Origin of the sequence: Sphingopyxis sp. JAI108, assembly GCF_013410105.1 — a bacterium.
GTDB classification, from domain to species: domain Bacteria; phylum Pseudomonadota; class Alphaproteobacteria; order Sphingomonadales; family Sphingomonadaceae; genus Sphingopyxis; species Sphingopyxis chilensis.
Genome location: NZ_JACCCJ010000001.1, coordinates 303618 through 322253 on the forward strand (window position 1 = coordinate 303618; position 18636 = coordinate 322253).

Genomic DNA, 18636 nt, shown 5'->3' on the forward strand with positions numbered 1-18636 from the left:
CGGAGATGTTCGCAACGATCGCGCGCTTCGAGCTGCGCTACCAGTTTCGCAATCCGGTCTTCTGGGCTGCGGCCATTATGTTCTTCCTGCTGACCTTCGCGGGAACGACGGTGGAATCGATCCGCCTTGGCAGCGGTGGCAGCATCCATAGCAACGCACCGACCGCGGTTGCGCAGGTGCAGCTGATGATGTCGCTGTTCTTCATGTTCGTGACGACGGCATTTGTCGGCAATGTCGTGGTGCGCGACGACGAGACCGGCTTCGGCGGCATCATCCGATCGACCAAGATCGGCAAGATGCCTTACATGTTTGGCCGTTTCACCGGGGCCTTCCTCGGCGCCGCGGTGGCGTTTCTTGCTGTTCCGCTGGCAATCTGGATTGGCACCTTCATGCCGTGGGTGAACGCCGAGTTCCTCGGGCCGAACCGGTTGCAAGACTATGCCTTCGGCTATTTTGTTCTCGCGTTGCCCAACATCTTCATCACGTCGGCGATCTTCTTCGCAGTGGCGAGTTGGACGCGTTCGGTTACCTACAGCTATCTGGCAGTCATCATATTCATGTTCGCCTATTTTGCGCTCAACGCCATGCTGCGCAAATTGCCGGACCTCGCCTTCGCATCCTATTTCGAGCCGTTCGGATCGGTCGCCTATAGCCTGGGCATCCGCTATCTGAGCCCGATCCAGGCCAACACCCAAGCGCTCGAGTTGTCAGGGCTCCTCGCAAGCCACCGCCTGCTGTGGGTGGCCATCTCGGTCGCAATCATTGCCTTCACGGTCTGGCGTTTTCGTTTCGCCGATCGCGGTTCATCGAAAGCAAGCGCCAAGCGCGACATTGCGCGCCAGCAGAAGCTTGCGGCGGTCAGGCCAGCGCATGTCGATCGATTGCCCGACAGCACGCCGGAACGAGGGGCCTGGCATCAGCTCGCGACGCGCACGCTGCTTGAAATGAAGCTCGTGTTCAAGAGCCCGGCCTTCTGGGTGCTGGCGGTGGTCGGGTCGATCAACCTGTATCTCACGCTCAAACTCGCCGGTCTCTATTACGGGGTACCGATCTGGCCCCGGACCTTCGCGATCGCCGATACGGTGAGCGCTGCATCGATGCTGATCACCCTGTTGATGGCGATCTACTTTTCGGGCGAAGTGGTCTGGCGCGAACGCGAACGTCGCTTCAGCGAAATCATCGATACGACCCCGCTGCCCAACTGGATTTTCCTTGTCTCCAAACTCGCCGGTGTCGCGGGCGTATTGTTGGTGCTCAGCGTGGCTGTGACGATGCTCGAATCGATACTGTACCAGGTCATGGGCGGCGTAGCCGATATCGAATTCGGTCATTGGCTGGCGTGGTTCGCCGCACCCGCCACATTCTACGTCATCCAGATTTCCGCACTTTCGATCGTTGTTCAGGCGGTCAGTCCGAACAAGTTCGTCGGCTGGGGGATCATGCTGATCTATCTCGTCTCGACGATCGTCTTTGCCGGGTTGGGCTGGGAGCATCCCTTGTTGAACTATGCGGCCGTGGCGCAGCCGCTCTCGGACATGAACGGTTCGGACTATGGCGATACGGTCGGTTGGTGGCTGCGCTTCTTCTGGCTCGCCGTCGCCCTCGTCCTCGTCGTCGTCGGGCACCTGATGTGGCGGCGGGGCACCGCCGTCACCCTTCGAGGGCAATGGCGGACGCTACCGGCCCGGCTCAGAGGCACGCCCTTGGCATTCCTCGCGGCCGCGCTCGCGATTGCGACCGGTCTGGGCGGTTTCATCTTCTGGAATATGAATATCCTCAACGAATATCCCGACCGCGAGACGTTCGAGCGCCGGCTTGCCCAATATGAGCGCGATTATGCGCACTATGTCGACCTGCCGCAGCCGACATTGACCGACGTCCGTATCAAGGTCGATCTGCATCCGTCGCGAGGCGCCATGTACGTCAAGGGCGCGTACCGTTTCGTCAATAATAGCGCGGTGCCGATCGAGACGCTCCATCTTCGTATGACGCCGGGCCTGAACCTGCCGTTTCGAGTTCTCTCGTTGCCGGGCGCGACGCTGGTGCACGACGACAAGATCAACCACCACCGCATCTATCGGTTCGAGGCGCCGTTACAGCCGGGATCGGGCGGGACGATGTCGTTCACGACCGCACTCGAAAAGCGGGGACTGGCCGCTTTGCCCAATCCATTAAATTACGAAATCGACGCGCAGCCCGCGCAGAACGGTACCTATGTCATCAACCATCAGATATTGCCGCTGGTCGGCATGACCCGGGCGGGTTTCCTCGACGACAAGACGACCCGACAGAAATACGGGCTTTCTCCCGCGCCGGTGACGCCGAAGCTGGAAGACCGGTCGGCGCAGGCGCGAAATTACGCAGGTCTGGAACGGGTCAATACCGACATTACCGTCACGACCGATGCCGACCAGACACTGGTGGCCACCGGCACGCGCGTGTCTGACGTGGTTGCCGGCGGACGCCGCACCGCACGGTTTGTGTCGCCGATCCCTTCGATCAACTTCATCATGATCCAGTCGGCGCGCTATGCGATCAAGACGGCCGATTCCGATGGGGTCAAGCTGGAGGTCTATTATCATCCCCAGCATCCGAAGAATGTCGATCGGATGCTGCGGGCGATGGATGATTCGCTCGACTATTTTCGTGCGAATTTCGGGCCTTATCAATATCCCTATGCGCGGATCGTCGAACGGCCAAGCTATGGGGGCGGCGCAAACTCAGCGGCCGGCACCATCGGTTTCTCGGAAAAAATCGGCTTCAACATGGATCTGGGTGATCCAAAGCGGCTCGATTTCCTATCCTATGTCGCCTCGCATGAACTGGCGCACCAATATTGGTTCCACCAGCTGATGCCGGCGGACATGCAGGGGGCGGAGGTGCTCACCGAAGGGCTGGCGCAATATTCGGCGCTGATGGTCATGAAGCATCGCTATGGGTCCGATCATCTCCGGCAATTCCTGAAGTATGAGGTCGATCAGTATCTGCAAGGTCGCCGGATGGAAAAGGGTGAGGAGAACCCACTCCTGCGAACGCGCAACCAGGGCTATATCCATTACAACAAGGCCTCGATCGTCATGTTCTTGATCCAGGAGCGCCTGGGAGAGGAGCGGGTGAACGCGGTGCTGCGCGGTCTGCTCGCTCGATATCGCTTCAAGGGTGCACCCTATGCGCGATCGAGCGATCTGGTCGATGCCTTGCTGGCGGTTGCCCGCACGCCGCAGGAGCGCGAACTGATACGCGACCAGTTCGAGCGGATCACGCTCTACGACTTGCGCGCGAAACAGGCGGCGGTCAGACGTCTGCCGGACGGCAGCTATGAAACGACGGTCACCGTCCATGCCGCTCAGGCCTATTCCGACAGCAAGGGCAACGAGCGTCAGGCGCCGTTCGACCAGCAAGTCGATATCGGCGTCTTCACCGCGGACCCGGCGGATCTTGGCTTTGCCCGTGCAGATATTCTGTCGATGCAACGCCTGCCGATCAGTTCGGGCGAGCAGCAGGTCCGGATCGTGACGGTGAAAAAGCCGCTCTATGCAGGGGTCGATCCGTCGCTGACCTTCATCGACCGCAATGCGAACGATAATGTGATTGCTGTGGCTTCGGTCCGGCGGTGAGGGGAGTAGGGCGTGGTCGCGAAAGACGCGGCATGAGAAATCTAGAAGGCGGGAAGTGCTGATGTTTCAGGCAATAAGGGTTCTGCTTTTTTCAGGTGCGATGCTGGCGCATGCCGTCAATGGCTGGTCGCACGAGGCGGAGCCAAAGCGTGGTACGGCGACCGATAGCGCAGCTCTTGCGAATGAGGGCGAAACCGCGCGGCTGAACGCGTGGCTCGATGCGAAATATGAGGAGCAACTAAGTTTCAGCCCGATGTCGCGCGGCTATGCGGGGCAGAAGCGGGACAATGACAAGATCGATGACATGTTGGAGGCGGCGGCGGACCGCTCGCTGGAGTGGCAGCGCAGATCGGTCGAAGATTTGAAGGCAAGCTTCGATCGCGCGGCGCTACCGGCGGACGCGCAGCTGTCTTACGACCTGTGGGTGTATCAATATGAGGACGCGGCCGCGCTCGCCGGATTTCGCCGGAATGCCTTCGTCTTCAATCAGATGGCCGGACCGCACACGAGCTTTCCGCAGTTCCTGATGCAAATCCACGGCGTCGATGTGCCGTCGGATATGGACGCCTATATCGCCCGCATAGGCGGCATCGCGCGCGCGCAGCTTCAATTGTTGGCGAACGCCAAGCAGAATGCCGCGGCGGGATCGCGCGTGCCGCGTTTCGCCTATGAAATGATGATCGCTCAGGCGCGCGCGCTGATTGCCGGTGCACCCTTCGAGGGTGAGGGTGACAGCGTGGTATGGGCGGACGTCAACAAGAAGGTCGACGGGCTGGTCAAGACCGGTAAGATCGATACCGCCAAGGCCGATGCCTATCGCGCGGCCGCGCGCAGGGCGCTGGTCGAACAATGGAAGCCCGCCTATTCTCGGCTGATTGCCTGGTTCGAGGCCGATCTGCCCAAGGCGGACGCGATCGCGACGGGGGTCGGCAAGCAACCGAACGGCAAGGCTTACTATGAAGCGCTGCTGCGCAGCGCGACCACGATCGACCTCTCAGCAGACGAGATTCACCGGATCGGTCTCGACGAGGTCGCGCGAATCAAGGTCGAAATGGAAGCCGTCAAGGAAGAGGTGGGTTTCGAGGGGGCGCTCGGCGAATTTTTCAAATTTGTGCGTGACGATAGCCAATTCTACGATCCGAATACCGACGAGGGCCGACAGGCGCATATCGACGCGGCGACCGCTTATGTCGCTGAGATGAAGCAACAGCTACCCCAGTTTTTTGGAATTCTTCCCAAGGCCGATATCGTCGTCAAGCGCGTCGAGGCTTATCGCGAGATCCCCGGCGGGGCAGCGCATTATTTTCTTTCGTCGCCCGACGGTTCGCGACCAGGTATATTCTATCTGCACCTCTCGGACATGCGGTCGAAGCCGAAACCGCAGCTTGAAAATACAGTCTATCACGAGGCATTGCCGGGCCATCATCTGAACTTCGCAATAGCCCGCGAACTGACCGACATTCCCGATTTTCGAAAAAATGCCTATTTCAATGCGTATCAGGAGGGATGGGGCCTGTACGCCGAGAAGCTCGCCAAGGAGATGGGGGCATATAAAGACCCCTATTCCGATTTCGGTCGCCTCACGGGAGAAATCTGGCGCGCGATTCGTCTGGTAGTCGATACAGGCCTTCACTCCAAAGGCTGGACTGAAGAGCAGGCCGTCAAATTTTTCACAGAGAATTCAGCGGCCCCCGAGGGGCAGATTCGCGCCGAGGTGCGCCGCTATATCGTGATGCCCGGGCAGGCCACCGGCTACAAGATCGGCATGATCAAGATGGAGCAATTGCGCAGGAAGGCAGAGAAAAGGCTCGGCCCGAAATTCGACATACGCGGTTTTCATGACTCGATACTCGGCCGCGGGCAATTGCCATTCTTCCTGCTGGAACGGCAGGTCGATAATTGGATTGCGGAACGGATGTCCGGCGCCAGTTAAGCGGTCAATCCGTGAACGGTCATGCTTGGCGCATTTTTTCGATTTGACCAGCACTCGCTAAAGAAATGCCATTAAAGTCCGCCAGCGATCGGATTTTCGCGATCGCCCAACCGTCGTCTGGTCGGATACGAGGGCATCTGACGCCAATTGATCCTGATCGCTGGCATTGCGGACCTCCGATGGAATCATCAAAATCCATTGAAAATCGATTTTTCGTGGCCTGCGTCAATCGCTCTCCGACCGGGCATCCCGACACATCGTAAGGCTAGGTTGGGTGGCGACATCATCGGTTATCGCTTCCGGCATTCACGCCGCTCCGGATTGCGGTCGCAGCGCTGCCTGCGAGCTCGCTCGGCCATTAGCTGGCTGTCCTTGGCAAGTTGAGAGAGCCTTTCGCTCTCCTCAAGATCCCTCAGCTTCTTTGTATCGCGTCGCTGCTGCTGGTCGAGCATGCAGTCGGTAAAAGCCGGTGTGCCATATCTCGCGCCGAAACTTTCGCAGGTCCGAACGTCCTCACGAAGCTTCGTTTTCTGACTTTGGGCAGTCGCTTCGTTTTGGGCGAATCCCAAGGTCAGCAGGGTAAAAAAGCCAGTGGCCACCAAGGTGAGGCGCTTTTTAGCGAATGTGTATTGGGTCATATTTAAAGCTCGTTTCCAAAGATTCGCTGATCCGGGCGTGAAGCGCGTAGATCGCATGATGCGCGGCGAAGGGCGTTGCGCCTTGGGGCTGCGGAGACCACCGCAGTCACAGGGCTTTGTGGGTCGTGCTGAGTTCAGATGATCTCCTCCGTGGAGTGGGCGTTTGCGATTAATCCGTGACGCGAAAAGCACCACGGCAACGGCCGGCAAGACTGCCATGACAGCGTCATCGCCAAAAAGCAGGCGTAGGTTGCAGCAACATTGTGCGCGTCGAGAGAGGGATCGGCAGAAGGACTGGTTGCGTTTGCCAGCCACTCTTCTGCGGTCGATCATGGGGCCGGCGAGATCGCTGCGGCGCGAAGGTCGCTCGTGCTATTCCGATTCGCTGGCCGGAGGATGGCCGGACCCGTTCCCAAGTCGTCCGTCGATACCGTTTGGAGACAAGGAAAGTCCTAGAAGAGCGGCTGAACGGCTCGATCTGCCCGCTAGCGCATCATCCCCAAATTCAAAGGCGCCGCTGCATACTGAGGGCAAAACTGCCTGCAATGCCGCGATCGACCTGGATTGATCAAACCGCCAAAGCCGTAACGATCGATTGCAGCGGATGGTGGTCTTGAATTACCCCATTGGTGCAAATCCGGATGCCGACGCGACGCTGTTAGCGGCATTGTAAATACAGTGCAGGACGACGCAGGGCCAAATCGATCCCGTCGCGCGGAAAAGTATGGCTGACAAAATGCCAACCATGATCGCGATCGGCAATATCACGCTGACGCCGTGCGCCAGCCCGAATATGATTGAACTGAGCACAATGCCGGCGAAAGCGCCGTAGCGGTTGAGCGCGTTGGCGATGATTCCCCTGAACAGGATTTCCTCGCCGAAGGGCGTCAGAATGGCGCCGCCTAAGAAGGAGAGGATAAATGGCAGCGGTCCGCCTCGGGCGGCCGCATGCAATATGTTCTGGGGGTCATCGCTCCCGAACCAGATCATGTAGGTATATTGTATACCCAGATTGAGACAATAGCCGACAATCCCGAGTCCGGCGGCGATCCAGAGCCACCGGGCTGAAACGGGTTTGAACCCGAACGGGCGGAGCGCCCGAATGCGAAACCCGCAAGCTGCGGCAAAGGCGCCGATGCCGACAACGCCGCCTGCAGTCGAACCCACCATGCCAAGGAGAACAGGGTCGCCATGGGGAAGAAGGCCCATGAGCAAGGCAAAAGTCAGAAGAAGCAGTACATAGCCTGCAAGCCCGATCAGAATTTCGGGCCAGCCAGGCCTTTCCCCTTTGTCATCAGCGACCATATTCCACCCCCATCTATGTCCCGACAAGACGCATCGGCGCTGCGTCCACGCGCAGGCGGGCGGTAGGTGGCATCTGGTCGGCGCCAGCTTGCTACCGCACTCCTGACGAACAGATGCGCAGCTCAACATTGCGTGAACATTGGCTGGGTGCGCGATTACAGAGCCGCGGGAAATTCGATCCGAACTATCGCCCCGCCGGTTTCTGCCTTTGCTATCGAGATGCGACCGCAATGGTGGTCCACCACTTGCTTGACCAGATTGAGACCCAGGCCGGTGCCAGAAGAGCGCGGCCGTAGCCGGTGAAAGGGCTCCAACACCCGCTCGTGCTCTTCCTTCGGTATGCCTTGACCGTTGTCTTTGACCTCCAGGGAGGCAGCGTCGATCCGGACGATGATCGCGTCGCCGCCATGCTCTACCGCATTTTGTACGAGGTTCGCGAGCGCGCGTTCGATCGACCCGGCGTTGCCTGTAATCGTTTCGCGTCGCCCGACGACCACCTCGATCGTTTTGCCCGACGCGATCAATATTGGCGCTAGATCCGCAGCGACCCTGCGGGCGAGTTCGGCGAGGTCGATTCGATCGATCGGCGCGCCATTGTCCAGGCGATGAAGATCGAGCAACTGCTCGGAAAGGTTGGCGAGGCGTGACACATCGGAAGCGAGCGAGCGTATGCCCCTGTCATCCGATGCGTCGATTTTCATCTTCAAGATGGCGATTGGTGTTCGCAGTTCATGGGCCGCAGAGGCGACAAAACGGTTCTGGCGATCATAGCCTTCATCCAGGCGGACCAGAGCCTCGTTGACCGCGCGAACCAGCGGTTCGATCTCATGCGGAACGAGGTCTTCGGAAAGGCGGATGCCGCGACGCTCGGCGTCGATCTTCTTTGCCTCCTCCGCTGTCTTTACGACCCCCGTCAAGGCACGTTTGACGATCATGGGCGTCGCTATGATGGAGATGACAGCCAGGGAAAGGAAAATCACGATGGCGACGATATTCGATGCCATCCAGATTAGCGCGGTGAATGGCTGGACCTGGCCGTGCGCCATTATTTCCATATCGCCTGCCGGCCCAGATGCTTGTCGCACTACCGCAGAAAGCGTAAATGGCGCAAACTGCCCGCGCAGGTCCGCGGACGACAGCTTGTCGAGATGTGGAACGAGGGGGGCGTATTCGGTGGGCACCCGGCCATAGCTGATCTGGGTGCCGTCCTTGAGCCTGGCTGCAAACCAGGCGTCCGGCACTTCCTCGCGCAGTTTCGCGAGTTCCGGCGTTAACACTACCGCGGGAGTTCCCCTGGCATCGCGCACGATCGAGTTAGCGGCGATTTGCGCGACGGCCTCGTCGGCATACATTCCGTCGAGGGTTGAGTTGACGAAAAAGGCGATGAGCCCGGTGGCCGCAGCAGCGACAGCCAGAAATTGAAGGGCAAGCTGTCTGGTGACGAGGCGCGCTTTTAATGATGGCTGGCGGCGCCTCAATCCTTTGCTCTGAGCAAGTAGCCCACTCCCCTGACAGTATGAATATCGACGCCGGCGCCCGCGTCGCCCAACTTCCTACGCAGGCGCGAAATGTGCGAATCGAGTGTGTTCGACTGGATCAGATCATCGAAGCCGTACACTGCCTCCTCCAGCGATTCCCTCAAGACAGTTCTTCCGCGCCTCTTCAGCAGCGCAGTTAGAACCGCCGCTTCACGCCTCTGCAAATCCAGCCGCGCGCCGCGCACCCGTGCTTCACTAAAGGCCATGTCGAAGACAAGATGGCCAACGGTGACTTCGTCGGGTGTCACTTCGCTCGGGCGGCGCTGCACCGCGCGAATACGAGCAAGCATTTCCTGCAGGTCGAACGGCTTGACGAGATAGTCGTCTGCGCCATTGTCGAGCCCGACTACTCGCTCGCTCGGCTCACCGCGCGCGCTCAAAACGATGATCGGGACGCCCGGATTATCGATCCGCAGCCGGGGAATCAGCTCAAGGCCGTCGCCGTCGGGAAGAGTGCGATCCAGCAGAACGAGTTCGTGCTTGCCCGACCGCGACGCTTCGCTGGCGAGCGAAAGGCTGGTGACCCAGTCAATTATGAAGCGGTCGCGCTCAAGCGCGCCGCGCAACGCCTTGGCAAACTCGGCTTCATCTTCGACAAGCAGAATTCTCATTGGGGACTTTCGGTTTCGAGGTTGCGCGCCGCTCCATGCAAAAATTGCTTGAAAGGCATTGGCGCGCTGAAGCGGTACGATTGCCGATGCTGAGCGGTCCGGATGGCTTCAGGCAGGGATGCGGGCGATCGCTTTGATCTCGAAATCGAAACCGGCGAGCCAGTTGACCCCGACCGCCGTCCAGTTGGGATAAGGCGCATCGCCGATCTCTTCGTTCCGAACTTCCATGATCGTCTCGAACTGAGTTTCGGGGTCAGTATGGAATGTCGTGACGTCGACGACATCGTCGAAGGAGCAACCCGCGGCTGCGAGAACCGCCTTGAGATTGGCGAAGGCCCGGCGCACCTGATCGGCAAAGTCGGGTTCGGGCGAGCCATCGTCGCGGCTGCCTACCTGGCCCGAGACGAACAGCAGATCGCCCGATCGAATGGCCGCGGAATAGCGGTGCTCCTCATAAAGCGCATGGCGATTAGCAGGAAAAACGGCGTCACGCTTGGACATGATTGGTTCCTTCAGGATTTGCGCGGCGCCATTTGCAATAAGGCGCGGCGTCATACATACGAGGCGTATGTAGGTCATGTCGGAGTATACGCGGCGTATGTCAACTGGTGGTTCGAACAATCCGGCATCTCGCGTCGCAAGTGCGGCTACCAATCGTCGGCGGCTGATCTCTGCGGCGCGTGCAGCCTTTGCCCGCCAGGGTTACGCAAGTGCGTCAATGGACGAAATGACGGCTGCCGTGGGCCTGACACGTGGTGCTCTTTATCACGGCTTTGGTAGCAAGCAGGGTCTGCTCGCAGCGGTAATCGCCGAACTAGATGCCGAGATGGCAGGCCGATTGGCTGATGCCCGACGCGCGGCGCCCGATCCCTGGTCAGGTCTCCTAGCCGAGGGCGTTGCCTATGTCCGTATGGCGCTCGACCCAGAGATTCAGCGCATCATGTTGCTGGACGGGCCCGCCGTTCTTGGCGACCCCTCCACTTGGCCCGGCGAGCAGGCCTGTCTAGAGCAGACGATCAGCACACTGGCCCGGCTGCGCGACGATCGCGTCATCAAACCGCTGGATGTCGAGGCCGCAGCGCGGCTGTTCAACGGGGCCGCGCTCACGGCTGCCTTGTGGGTTGCCGCCGCCGATGATCCGTTGACTGCTCTTCCCAAGGCTATCGAAGCCTTTTGCGCGCTGGCAGAAGGATTGCTCGCTGAGCGATAAGTTGCGTTTGAGGCTTGGTTGGGCGCCGGTGCTACAACGTGGTAATCTTGAATGGCCTACAGGTCCGCTAATGGCATCGCGTAAGCGCGCCTAGTCGTTCCCACGGCCCGGTTCTGCCTACGCCAGCGCCTGTCGTTGCGCTCTATCATTCGACAACCAGAATATGGGGTTGAAATCGGCGGTCGAAGGGCTTTTTTCCTTGCTGGGGCGGACATAAGTTCCATGTCTTAGGAAGGAGCTGCCATGCGCGCAGACTTGATCGACCCGGACACAAGCCATCGACTAGAGTGTCGCCGGCGATGAAACAGGGCGAGACGATCATAAGGCTGAAGACCGTTCTCGCTCGGACAGGACTTTCCCGGTCCACCGTTTACCGAATGATCGCGAACGGATCGTTCCCCCGCCAGCGACGGATCGGGATACAGGCGACGGGCTGGTATCAGTCCGAGGTGGAGGAATGGATCTTGGACCCTTCCGGCTACCAGACACGTGCCGCCGTCTAGGCGGCCTGGGCAACAAGATTCTCCGGCAGGATAGCACTCCACTGCCCTCCAGTGAGATAGGCACCCCACTGATCCAGGAGTTTCCGCCGCATCTCGAGAAACTTTGCCCGGTTGTAGGCCTTGATCACGGCGTCGGGGATGACATGGGAAAGAGCGGATTCCGCCGCCGGTTCCGGAATGAAGGGCTGCTTCTCGGCCGCCCAAGTCCGTAGACTCGTGCGGAAGCCGTGTGGCACATAGGGTAGCTCTTCATCGCGCATGATCTTGGAGATTGTCATGTCGCTGATCATCCCCCCTTTGCGGTTAGCAAATATGAAGTCGTCGGGTCCTTTTTCGGGCTTCAGCAGTGCGATCTTCGTGAGAACGAGTAAAGCCGGCTCGTTGAGGGTTACGACATGAGCTTGATCAGATTTACGCATCAGTTCTGCAGGTCGCCCCCATGAGGCGCGCTCAATATCGACGTGTCGCCATTTGGCTTCGCGCACCTCTACCGATCGGGCGCCCGTCGCGATAAGGAACAGGAGCGCGAGCCGGCCAATAGTCTCGCGCGCACTGGTGAGTTGCGTCCAATAGGCTGGCAGGTCCTCATAGGGCATAGCGGGGAAGTTGCCGCCCTTCTTGGCCTTGCCGGTGAGTGCGCGGACCTGCTCGCGAGGCGCTGCATTCGCGCGCCAGCCTTTTGCCGAGGCGTAGTCCAGCACAACACAGATGCGGCGCCGCACCTTCTTCGCTGTTGCGGGCTTGGCCTGCCAGATCGGCTCCAGGGCAGTCGCCACGTCATCGGCCGTGATCGCATCCACCCGCTTATTCCCGAGCGATGCATAGGCATGGTTCTCAAGAGAGGAGAGAAACGCCTTTGCTTCCTTGTCGCCCCATCCGTGTGATTGCGCTGAATGGGTGGTCGTAACCGCTTCCTTGAAGGTCGGAGCGAGCTTGCGATCACGCTTGAGTTCCGCGACCGGATCTTTCCCGGCCTTGGCCGCATTTCTAAGCCTGATGGAGAGCTCGCGCGCTTCTGCGAGCGTCAAATGCGTTCGGCCTTCAAGTGGTACATCGTCACCGACCTTCGACGGCATCCCAAAGGTGGTGGAGAGGACGCCGCCAAGGCCGATATCACGGCGCTTGCCTCTTACCTGGACACGCAGGATCCAGGACCGGCAGCCGGTCCTTCCTACAAGCAAATAAAGACCTTTGCCGTCGCAATGACGACCCTGTTTTGCGGTCTGAACAAATCTGGCAGTTAGGCCGGCCATACATTCTCTACCAATGACCCCGAATCTCCTCCCTCATTTCCTCCCTCATTTTGGGTCGGATAAAAGGGGTTTCGATGGAATCGCATGGTACTGGAATACGCCTAAAAATCCACGGGTTTTCTGGGTATTTGGCACCAGTTCGGATGAGTTGGAACGGAAAGTTATGTCCCTCACGGGGCATCCATCCGCCGCCTGACGCCGTGATCGCAAGGGCGTGCGGAAAACTTCCAACCCGACCTCACCGTCCCGACCGCCGCTGCGCGTCGAGGCGCAATCCGGTGCTCGTTCACCCTGCGTGACATGACGTTCGCCCTTGCCGGCGTGCGTTGGACAGCATGCGCGCGACGATCGGCGGCCAATCGCTCCAACCGGTGAGCCGCCCGCGCTAGCGACCCCTTCACGGAAAAAGGGGACGAAGATGACCGAGGCTACCCATTTCATCGCGGCTGCGGCGGGTCCAGGGGCGCCTGCTCGGGCGATCCTGATCGGCGGACTCGCGGGCGGAGTTCTCGATCTGGGTTTCGCCTTTACCGCCTGGGCGCTGAAGGGTGTCGGACCCGCCGATATTTTGCGGGGTATTGCGTCGGGCATACTGGGCCCTGCGGCGCGGGCCGGGTTCGTCCCGGTGCCCTTGGGACTGGTGTGCCATTTCCTGCTCTCGTTCCTGTTCGCGGCGGCCTTCGTCCTCGTTGCCGCGCGGGTCGCGCCGGTGGGGCGGCAATCCCCTTGGCTTGCCGGGCCGCTCTACGGCGTCGCCGTCTATTTCGTGATGAACCGCGTCGTGCTGCCACTTTCCAACTTTGCGGTTCCGGCTGGGGGCACGTCGCTCAGTTTCGCGGACCTTGCATCGCACATGTTCCTCTTCGGCCTGCCGATCGCGCTCGCGGCGCATCGGTGGGCACGGGTCGCTTCATAAAAACGGATAAATACAGGGAGTATCAATATGTTGGGTAAGTTTCGACCGCGTCACTATCTGCTTTCGACAACATTGCTCGGAAGCGCCGCTTGTATATCGCCGGCCTATGCGCAGGACGCGCCTGGCGAGGAGACGACAATCGAAGATTCGTCGCCGATCGTCGTCACCGGTTCGCGCATCCAGAACCCCAATCTCGAACAGTCGAGCCCCGTCCAGGTCGTGGGCGAGACCGAAATCGGGTTGCGCCAGGCAACCAACGCCGAAGAGCTGATCGGCGATCTGCCGGGCGTGTCCCCCGGTGCCAACAGCGCGGTCAACAATGGCGGCGCGGGCTTCGCTTCGCTTAACCTGCGCGGCGTCGGCACCAACCGCAACCTCGTGCTGCTCGACGGGACGCGGCTCGTGCCATCGTCGCTGCTCAGCGAAACCGACCTCAATATCATTCCCGTCGCGCTGATCGAACGCGCCGAGATTGTGACCGGTGGCGCCTCGTCGGTCTATGGCGCCGACGCGATCGCCGGCGTTGCGAACTTCATCACCAAGCGCGATTTCGCCGGCGTCGAGCTCGCCAGCACGGTCGGTATCACCGAGCGCGGCGACGGCGCGCGCTATCGCTTCGACGTGACGGTCGGGGCCAATTTCGACGACGGCCGTGGCAACGCGGTGCTGAGCGTGGGCTACCAGAAGGTCGAGCCGGTGCTGCAAGGGGGCCGCGCTGTTTCGCGCGACACCTATTTCCTCGACGGCAGCCTGGTCGGTTCGGGGACGACGACGCCGACGCGCATCAACAACCGTATCTACAATCCCGCCGACGGCGCGCTGCGCGATTATGTGGGGTCGCGCGATGCCTATAATTTCGCGCCCGCCAATTATTTCCAGACCCCGCTCGAGCGCTATAATCTGTTCGGGGCCGCGCAATATGAAGTCGCCGACGGCATCGAAGTCTATGCCAAGGGCATGTTCACCCGATCGAAGGTGCAGCTCAGCCTCGCCTCGTCGGGAATGTTCGGCGACACGTGGCAGTTGCCGCTGAACAACCCGTTCCTGCCCGACGCGGTGCGGTCGGAGGTTTGCGCGTCGAACGCGATCTCGGCCGCCGACTGCGCCGCCGCCGGCGCCGCGACCAGCCCGAACGATCCCGCCTATCGCGAGGTCGCGACGGTGATCAACCGCCGCTTCATCGAGGCCGGGCCCCGCATTCGCAACCTGACGACCAACCAGTTCCAGCTATGGGCCGGGGTTCGCGGGTCGATCACCGATTCGATCAAGTTCGACGTCTATGGCCTCCATGGCGAATCGGATCGCAAGAACAGCAATATCAACTGGGGTCTGAAATCGCGCGTGCAGCAGGCGCTTCGCGCGAACAGTACGACGGAGTGCGCCGATCCGTCGAACGGGTGCGTGCCGATCAATCTCTTCGGCGACGGCACCGACATTTCGGACGAGGCGATCGCCTTCTTCAACCAGCCGGCGGGATCGACGGTGAGCACGCGCCTGTCGGTCGTCAGCGGCAGCATCTCGGGCGAGCTGGGCAATTTCCTTGCCGGGGAAACGCCGATCGGTTTTGCGCTGGGCGCCGAATATCGTAAATATGGCGCCGAGCAGGTTTCGGACGTCGCCTTCGGGACCCAGGACGAGGTGCTCGGCACGGGGGCGCCGTCGCCCTCCTTTTCGGGCGCCTATGACGTGAAGGAAATCTTCGGCGAACTCATCGTGCCGATCGTCGAGGATGTGCCCGGCATCTACAGCCTGACCGCCGAAGCGGGCATTCGCCTGTCGGATTATTCGAACACGGGCACGAGCACGACGTGGAAGGCCGGCGGTACGTGGGAACCGTTCCGCGGCTACAAAATCCGCGGCATTTATCAGCATTCGGTGCGGTCGCCGAATATTTCGGAACTCTTCACGCCGATCACCACCGGCTTGGCGAATCTTGCCGAGGATCCGTGCCAGGGTTCCAATCCGGTCGGCAACGCCGCGCTCACCGCGATTTGCATCGCGCAGGGCGCGCCGGCCGGCACGATCGGCAATATTCCGGCGCCTTCGTCGGGCCAGATCAACCAGACGGCGGGCGGCAACCCGGACCTCGACGTCGAAACCGCCGATTCCTATACGCTGGGGCTGGTCGTGACGCCGCCGCAGCTGCCCGGGCTCGCGATCACCGCAGACTATTATCATATCAAGATCACCGACGCGATCACGCTGCCGACGCCCAGCGACGTCTTCGGCCCCTGTTTCGAAGAGGGCGATGCGGCGGCCTGCGCGCTCATCCGCCGCAATCCGCTCAACGGCTCGCTGAACGGGGGGGGCGATACGCCGGGACAGATCGCACTGCTGACCAATCAGGGAACGATCACGACATCGGGCGTCGACCTGCGGATCAACTACGGCTTGCCCACCGGGTTCGGGCGGCTGAATTTCGACCTTTCGGGCAATTGGACCGAGCAGTCGAAATTCCAGGCCTCGCCGACCAGCATCAATCGTGAATGCGTCGGGCAATACAGCACGAACTGCGGTTTCTTCGCCGGCGAAATCACACCGAAATACAGCTTCAACCTGCGGGCGACGGCGCAGATCGACGATTTCGGCGACATTTCGCTGCTGTGGCGCTGGCTCGACGGTTCCGATTATGAGCGGATTCTGGACGCCGACGGGATCGAACCCGACTATCTGCATATCCCGAGCTACAGCTATTTCGACCTTACGTACCGCGCCAAGGTCGCCGATATTTTCACGCTCACGCTGTCGGTCCAGAACCTGCTCGACAAGGACCCGCCGCTCGTCAGCAACTATGTCGGAACGACGGCGCTCAACTCGGGGAACACCTATCCGACGACCTATGACGTCCTTGGACGGCGTTACAGCCTGACCGCGAGCATGCGTTTTTAGGCCCGCGCTTCGGGCGCCGGGGATCAGTCCCCCTCGGCGCCGGTCCGGTGTGCGGACGAAGGGTGGTGCCTTCGTCCGCACATCACATTGCTCCCCTTTTGCGCCCTCGCGGCGGGGGTGAACGCGCGATATCTGCGGCCGAACGTCGGTCGACAGCTCATCGCCTTCCTGCGATAATCGCGCGATGAACCAGGTTGCGGCCTTTCCATCAACCGGCGTCTACGAACTGGCCCTTGCCAGTCGATCAGGCCGCCTCGAACGCCAGCGTCGGCAAGCGATCCTCTGGCTGACCGGCGTCTTCTGGGGCCTGCACACGCTGGCGCTGTGGACCGCCGACCTGCTCGACCAGCATCCGCACCTGCTGCGGGCGACCGCCGTGCGCCTCCTGCTTATGGCGGTCGGTCTCGCCCTGTGCTTCGGCATTCACGTGATTTTGCAGGAGCTGGGGCGGCGGTCTTGGCGCCAAAAGGCGCCGATCGTCTTCGTCGCCTCGCTCGTCGCGGCTGAATTGTTCGCCTGGTGCACCTATTTCGGCCTGGTTTATGCAAAGGGAGAGCCGATCCACGTCGCGATCGAAGGCGGCGTGGTGATCCGCACCCTCGTCCCATGGACCTGGTTTTTCCTGGCGTGGGTCGGGCTTTATCTCGCCGTGCAATATAGTTTCGAGGCGCGCGCGGAGGAGCGACGCTCGGCGCAGCTTCGCACGATGGCGCAATCGGCCAAGCTCCAGGCGCTCCACTACCAGATCAATCCGCATTTTCTGTTCAACAGCTTCAACTCGGTATCGGCGTTAATCCTCGATGGCCGGACCGAGGATGCCAATGCGATGGTCGAGCGGTTGGCGAGTTTCTTTCGCGTCAACCTCGCCACCAATCCCGACGTTGATATTTCGCTGGCGGAGGAGATCGCGCTTCAGGCGACCTATCTGGAAATCGAGCAGACGCGATATCCCGACCTGAGCATCCGGATCGATTTGCCGCCGGCGCTCGGCCGCGCGGCAGTCCCGGCCTTCATTTTGCAGCCGCTGGTCGAGAATGCTGTCAAGCACGGCGCGGGAACAACCGGCGCCGGAGACGCCTGGATTGCGATCTCGGCGCGGCACGACGAGGACAGGCTCAAGATCATGGTCGAAAACAGCTGCTCACCGTCCGCGCTTCGTCCGGGCGTTTGCGGCACGCATACCGGACTCCGCAACGTCCGCGACCGCCTGTCGAACCGCTTTGGCGTCGACGCAAAATTATCGACCGAGCGGCTGCCCGCTCCCTGCTTTCGCGCCACGATTGAACTGCCGCTAGGATTTGTCGGATGACGATATCGGTGCTGACCGTGGACGATGAGCCGCTCGCGCTCCGGCGGCTCGAGTTGATTCTCGCGAAGCTTGCCGACGTTGAGCATGTGGGTTCGGCGAGCGGTTGTCGCGACGCGATCGAGAAGATTGCCGACCTCAGGCCCGATATTGTGCTGCTCGACATCAAGATGCGCGACGGAACGGGTTTCGACGTCCTGAACCGGCTACCCGAAGATTGCGCGCCGGGCGTCATTTTCACGACGGCATTCGATCATTTCGCCGTTCGCGCGTTCGAGGCCCATGCCATCGATTATATCTTGAAGCCGATCGAACCGTCCCGGTTGCGTGCGGCGCTCGACCGGTCGCGCGACCGGCTCGCCGCGGTCGACGCAAGCGAGCAGATTGCCCAGATGCGCGCCGTGATCGACGATTTGCGCGCGGGCTATCACGAGCAGGGGGTGCAACAAGGCGACGACGAATTGTGGTTGCGCGGAACCGCGGGCGTGCTGACATGCATCCGGCGCGGCGATATCGACATGATTACCGCCGAGGATGATTATGTCCGGCTGCACACGGCGTCCGCATCCTATCTGCTCCGCGGGTCGATCAAGGCGGCTCAGGCCGATCTCGACCTTGCCGAAGAAGAGTTCGTCCGCGTGCATCGCCGCGCGCTGTTGCGGCGGAGTTCGATTGCAAGCGTGCGGCGGTCGACCGAAAAAGGCGTGCGCGTGATCCTGCGAAATGGCACCGATGTCGGAGCAGGCCGGGTCTACGCCAAGAAATTGCTGCGCTCGCTCGCGGCGGTAGGCTGACTTTTCGCCGAAGGAACGTTTCGGTCGGTTCGGGGGCGGCAGTCAAAAAAATCACGGGACCTGCATCCATTGGCGCGCGCCGCGCCGTCCAGTCGATGACCGGCGGCTGCGCCGGTCCGGGCG

14 protein-coding genes are annotated in these 18636 nt (G+C 60.8%); 8 read left to right on the forward strand and 6 right to left on the reverse strand.

What is annotated here, in order from left to right; genetic code table 11:
* The first annotated feature begins 5 nt into the window (after window positions 1-5).
* Window positions 6-3617 (forward strand): M1 family aminopeptidase, encoded by a 3612-nt coding sequence (locus tag HDC29_RS01435; RefSeq protein ID WP_179493685.1) that lies wholly within the window; start codon window positions 6-8, stop codon window positions 3615-3617.
* A gap of 61 nt (window positions 3618-3678) precedes the next feature.
* Window positions 3679-5550: a DUF885 family protein gene (locus HDC29_RS01440; protein WP_179493686.1), complete on the forward strand. Its 1872-nt coding sequence runs from the start codon at window positions 3679-3681 to the stop codon at window positions 5548-5550.
* Window positions 5551-5840: 290 nt separating this feature from the next.
* On the opposite strand, the gene HDC29_RS01445 is transcribed toward HDC29_RS01440, so the two are convergent.
* The 5 genes from HDC29_RS01445 to HDC29_RS01465 form a co-directional block, all read right to left on the reverse strand.
* Window positions 5841-6188 carry a hypothetical protein gene (locus tag HDC29_RS01445; RefSeq protein ID WP_179493687.1) on the reverse strand — a complete coding sequence of 116 codons (348 nt, stop codon included), beginning with the start codon at window positions 6186-6188 and terminating at the stop codon, window positions 5841-5843.
* A gap of 618 nt (window positions 6189-6806) precedes the next feature.
* A complete protein-coding gene (locus HDC29_RS01450; protein WP_179493688.1) occupies window positions 6807-7493 on the reverse strand; it encodes a CPBP family intramembrane glutamic endopeptidase in 687 nt (228 codons plus the stop codon).
* Between the two features lie 155 nt (window positions 7494-7648).
* The gene (locus HDC29_RS01455) at window positions 7649-8971 is read right to left on the reverse strand and encodes a HAMP domain-containing sensor histidine kinase (RefSeq protein WP_179493689.1); all 1323 of its coding nucleotides are present in this window, start codon (window positions 8969-8971) and stop codon (window positions 7649-7651) included.
* The gene (locus HDC29_RS01460; protein ID WP_179493690.1) at window positions 8968-9642 is read right to left on the reverse strand and encodes a response regulator transcription factor; all 675 of its coding nucleotides are present in this window, start codon (window positions 9640-9642) and stop codon (window positions 8968-8970) included. The genes HDC29_RS01455 and HDC29_RS01460 overlap by 4 nt, the downstream gene beginning before the upstream one ends.
* A 108-nt stretch (window positions 9643-9750) precedes the next feature.
* Entirely contained in the window at window positions 9751-10197 is a 447-nt protein-coding gene (locus tag HDC29_RS01465) for a RidA family protein (RefSeq protein ID WP_257017994.1), read from the reverse strand.
* Between the two features lie 43 nt (window positions 10198-10240).
* On the opposite strand from HDC29_RS01465, the gene HDC29_RS01470 reads away from it, so the two are divergent.
* Both HDC29_RS01470 and HDC29_RS19430 read left to right on the forward strand, forming a co-directional pair.
* On the forward strand, window positions 10241-10852 hold the full coding sequence (locus HDC29_RS01470; RefSeq protein ID WP_179497133.1) for a TetR/AcrR family transcriptional regulator: 612 nt from the start codon (window positions 10241-10243) through the stop codon (window positions 10850-10852).
* Window positions 10853-11229: 377 nt separating this feature from the next.
* Complete coding sequence (locus HDC29_RS19430) at window positions 11230-11355, forward strand: helix-turn-helix transcriptional regulator (RefSeq protein WP_373562790.1); 126 nt, start codon at window positions 11230-11232, stop codon at window positions 11353-11355.
* On the opposite strand, the gene HDC29_RS01480 is transcribed toward HDC29_RS19430, so the two are convergent.
* Window positions 11352-12608 carry a site-specific integrase gene (locus tag HDC29_RS01480; RefSeq protein ID WP_179493692.1) on the reverse strand — a complete coding sequence of 419 codons (1257 nt, stop codon included), beginning with the start codon at window positions 12606-12608 and terminating at the stop codon, window positions 11352-11354. The two genes, HDC29_RS19430 and HDC29_RS01480, sit on opposite strands and share 4 nt — an antisense overlap.
* Window positions 12609-13026: 418 nt before the next feature.
* Here HDC29_RS01480 and HDC29_RS01485 point away from each other — a divergent pair, with 418 nt between their 5' ends.
* The 4 genes from HDC29_RS01485 (at window position 13027) to HDC29_RS01500 (ending at window position 18513) form a co-directional block, all read left to right on the forward strand.
* Window positions 13027-13524: a hypothetical protein gene (locus tag HDC29_RS01485; RefSeq protein WP_179493693.1), complete on the forward strand. Its 498-nt coding sequence runs from the start codon at window positions 13027-13029 to the stop codon at window positions 13522-13524.
* Window positions 13525-13551: 27 nt separating this feature from the next.
* Window positions 13552-16413 (forward strand): TonB-dependent receptor domain-containing protein, encoded by a 2862-nt coding sequence (locus HDC29_RS01490; RefSeq protein ID WP_179493694.1) that lies wholly within the window; start codon window positions 13552-13554, stop codon window positions 16411-16413.
* A 184-nt stretch (window positions 16414-16597) separates the two neighbouring features.
* Window positions 16598-17722: a sensor histidine kinase gene (locus tag HDC29_RS01495; RefSeq protein WP_179493695.1), complete on the forward strand. Its 1125-nt coding sequence runs from the start codon at window positions 16598-16600 to the stop codon at window positions 17720-17722.
* Window positions 17719-18513, forward strand: a complete 795-nt coding sequence (locus tag HDC29_RS01500) for a LytTR family DNA-binding domain-containing protein (protein WP_179493696.1) — start codon at window positions 17719-17721, stop codon at window positions 18511-18513. The genes HDC29_RS01495 and HDC29_RS01500 overlap by 4 nt, the downstream gene beginning before the upstream one ends.
* Window positions 18514-18636 lie beyond the last annotated feature (123 nt).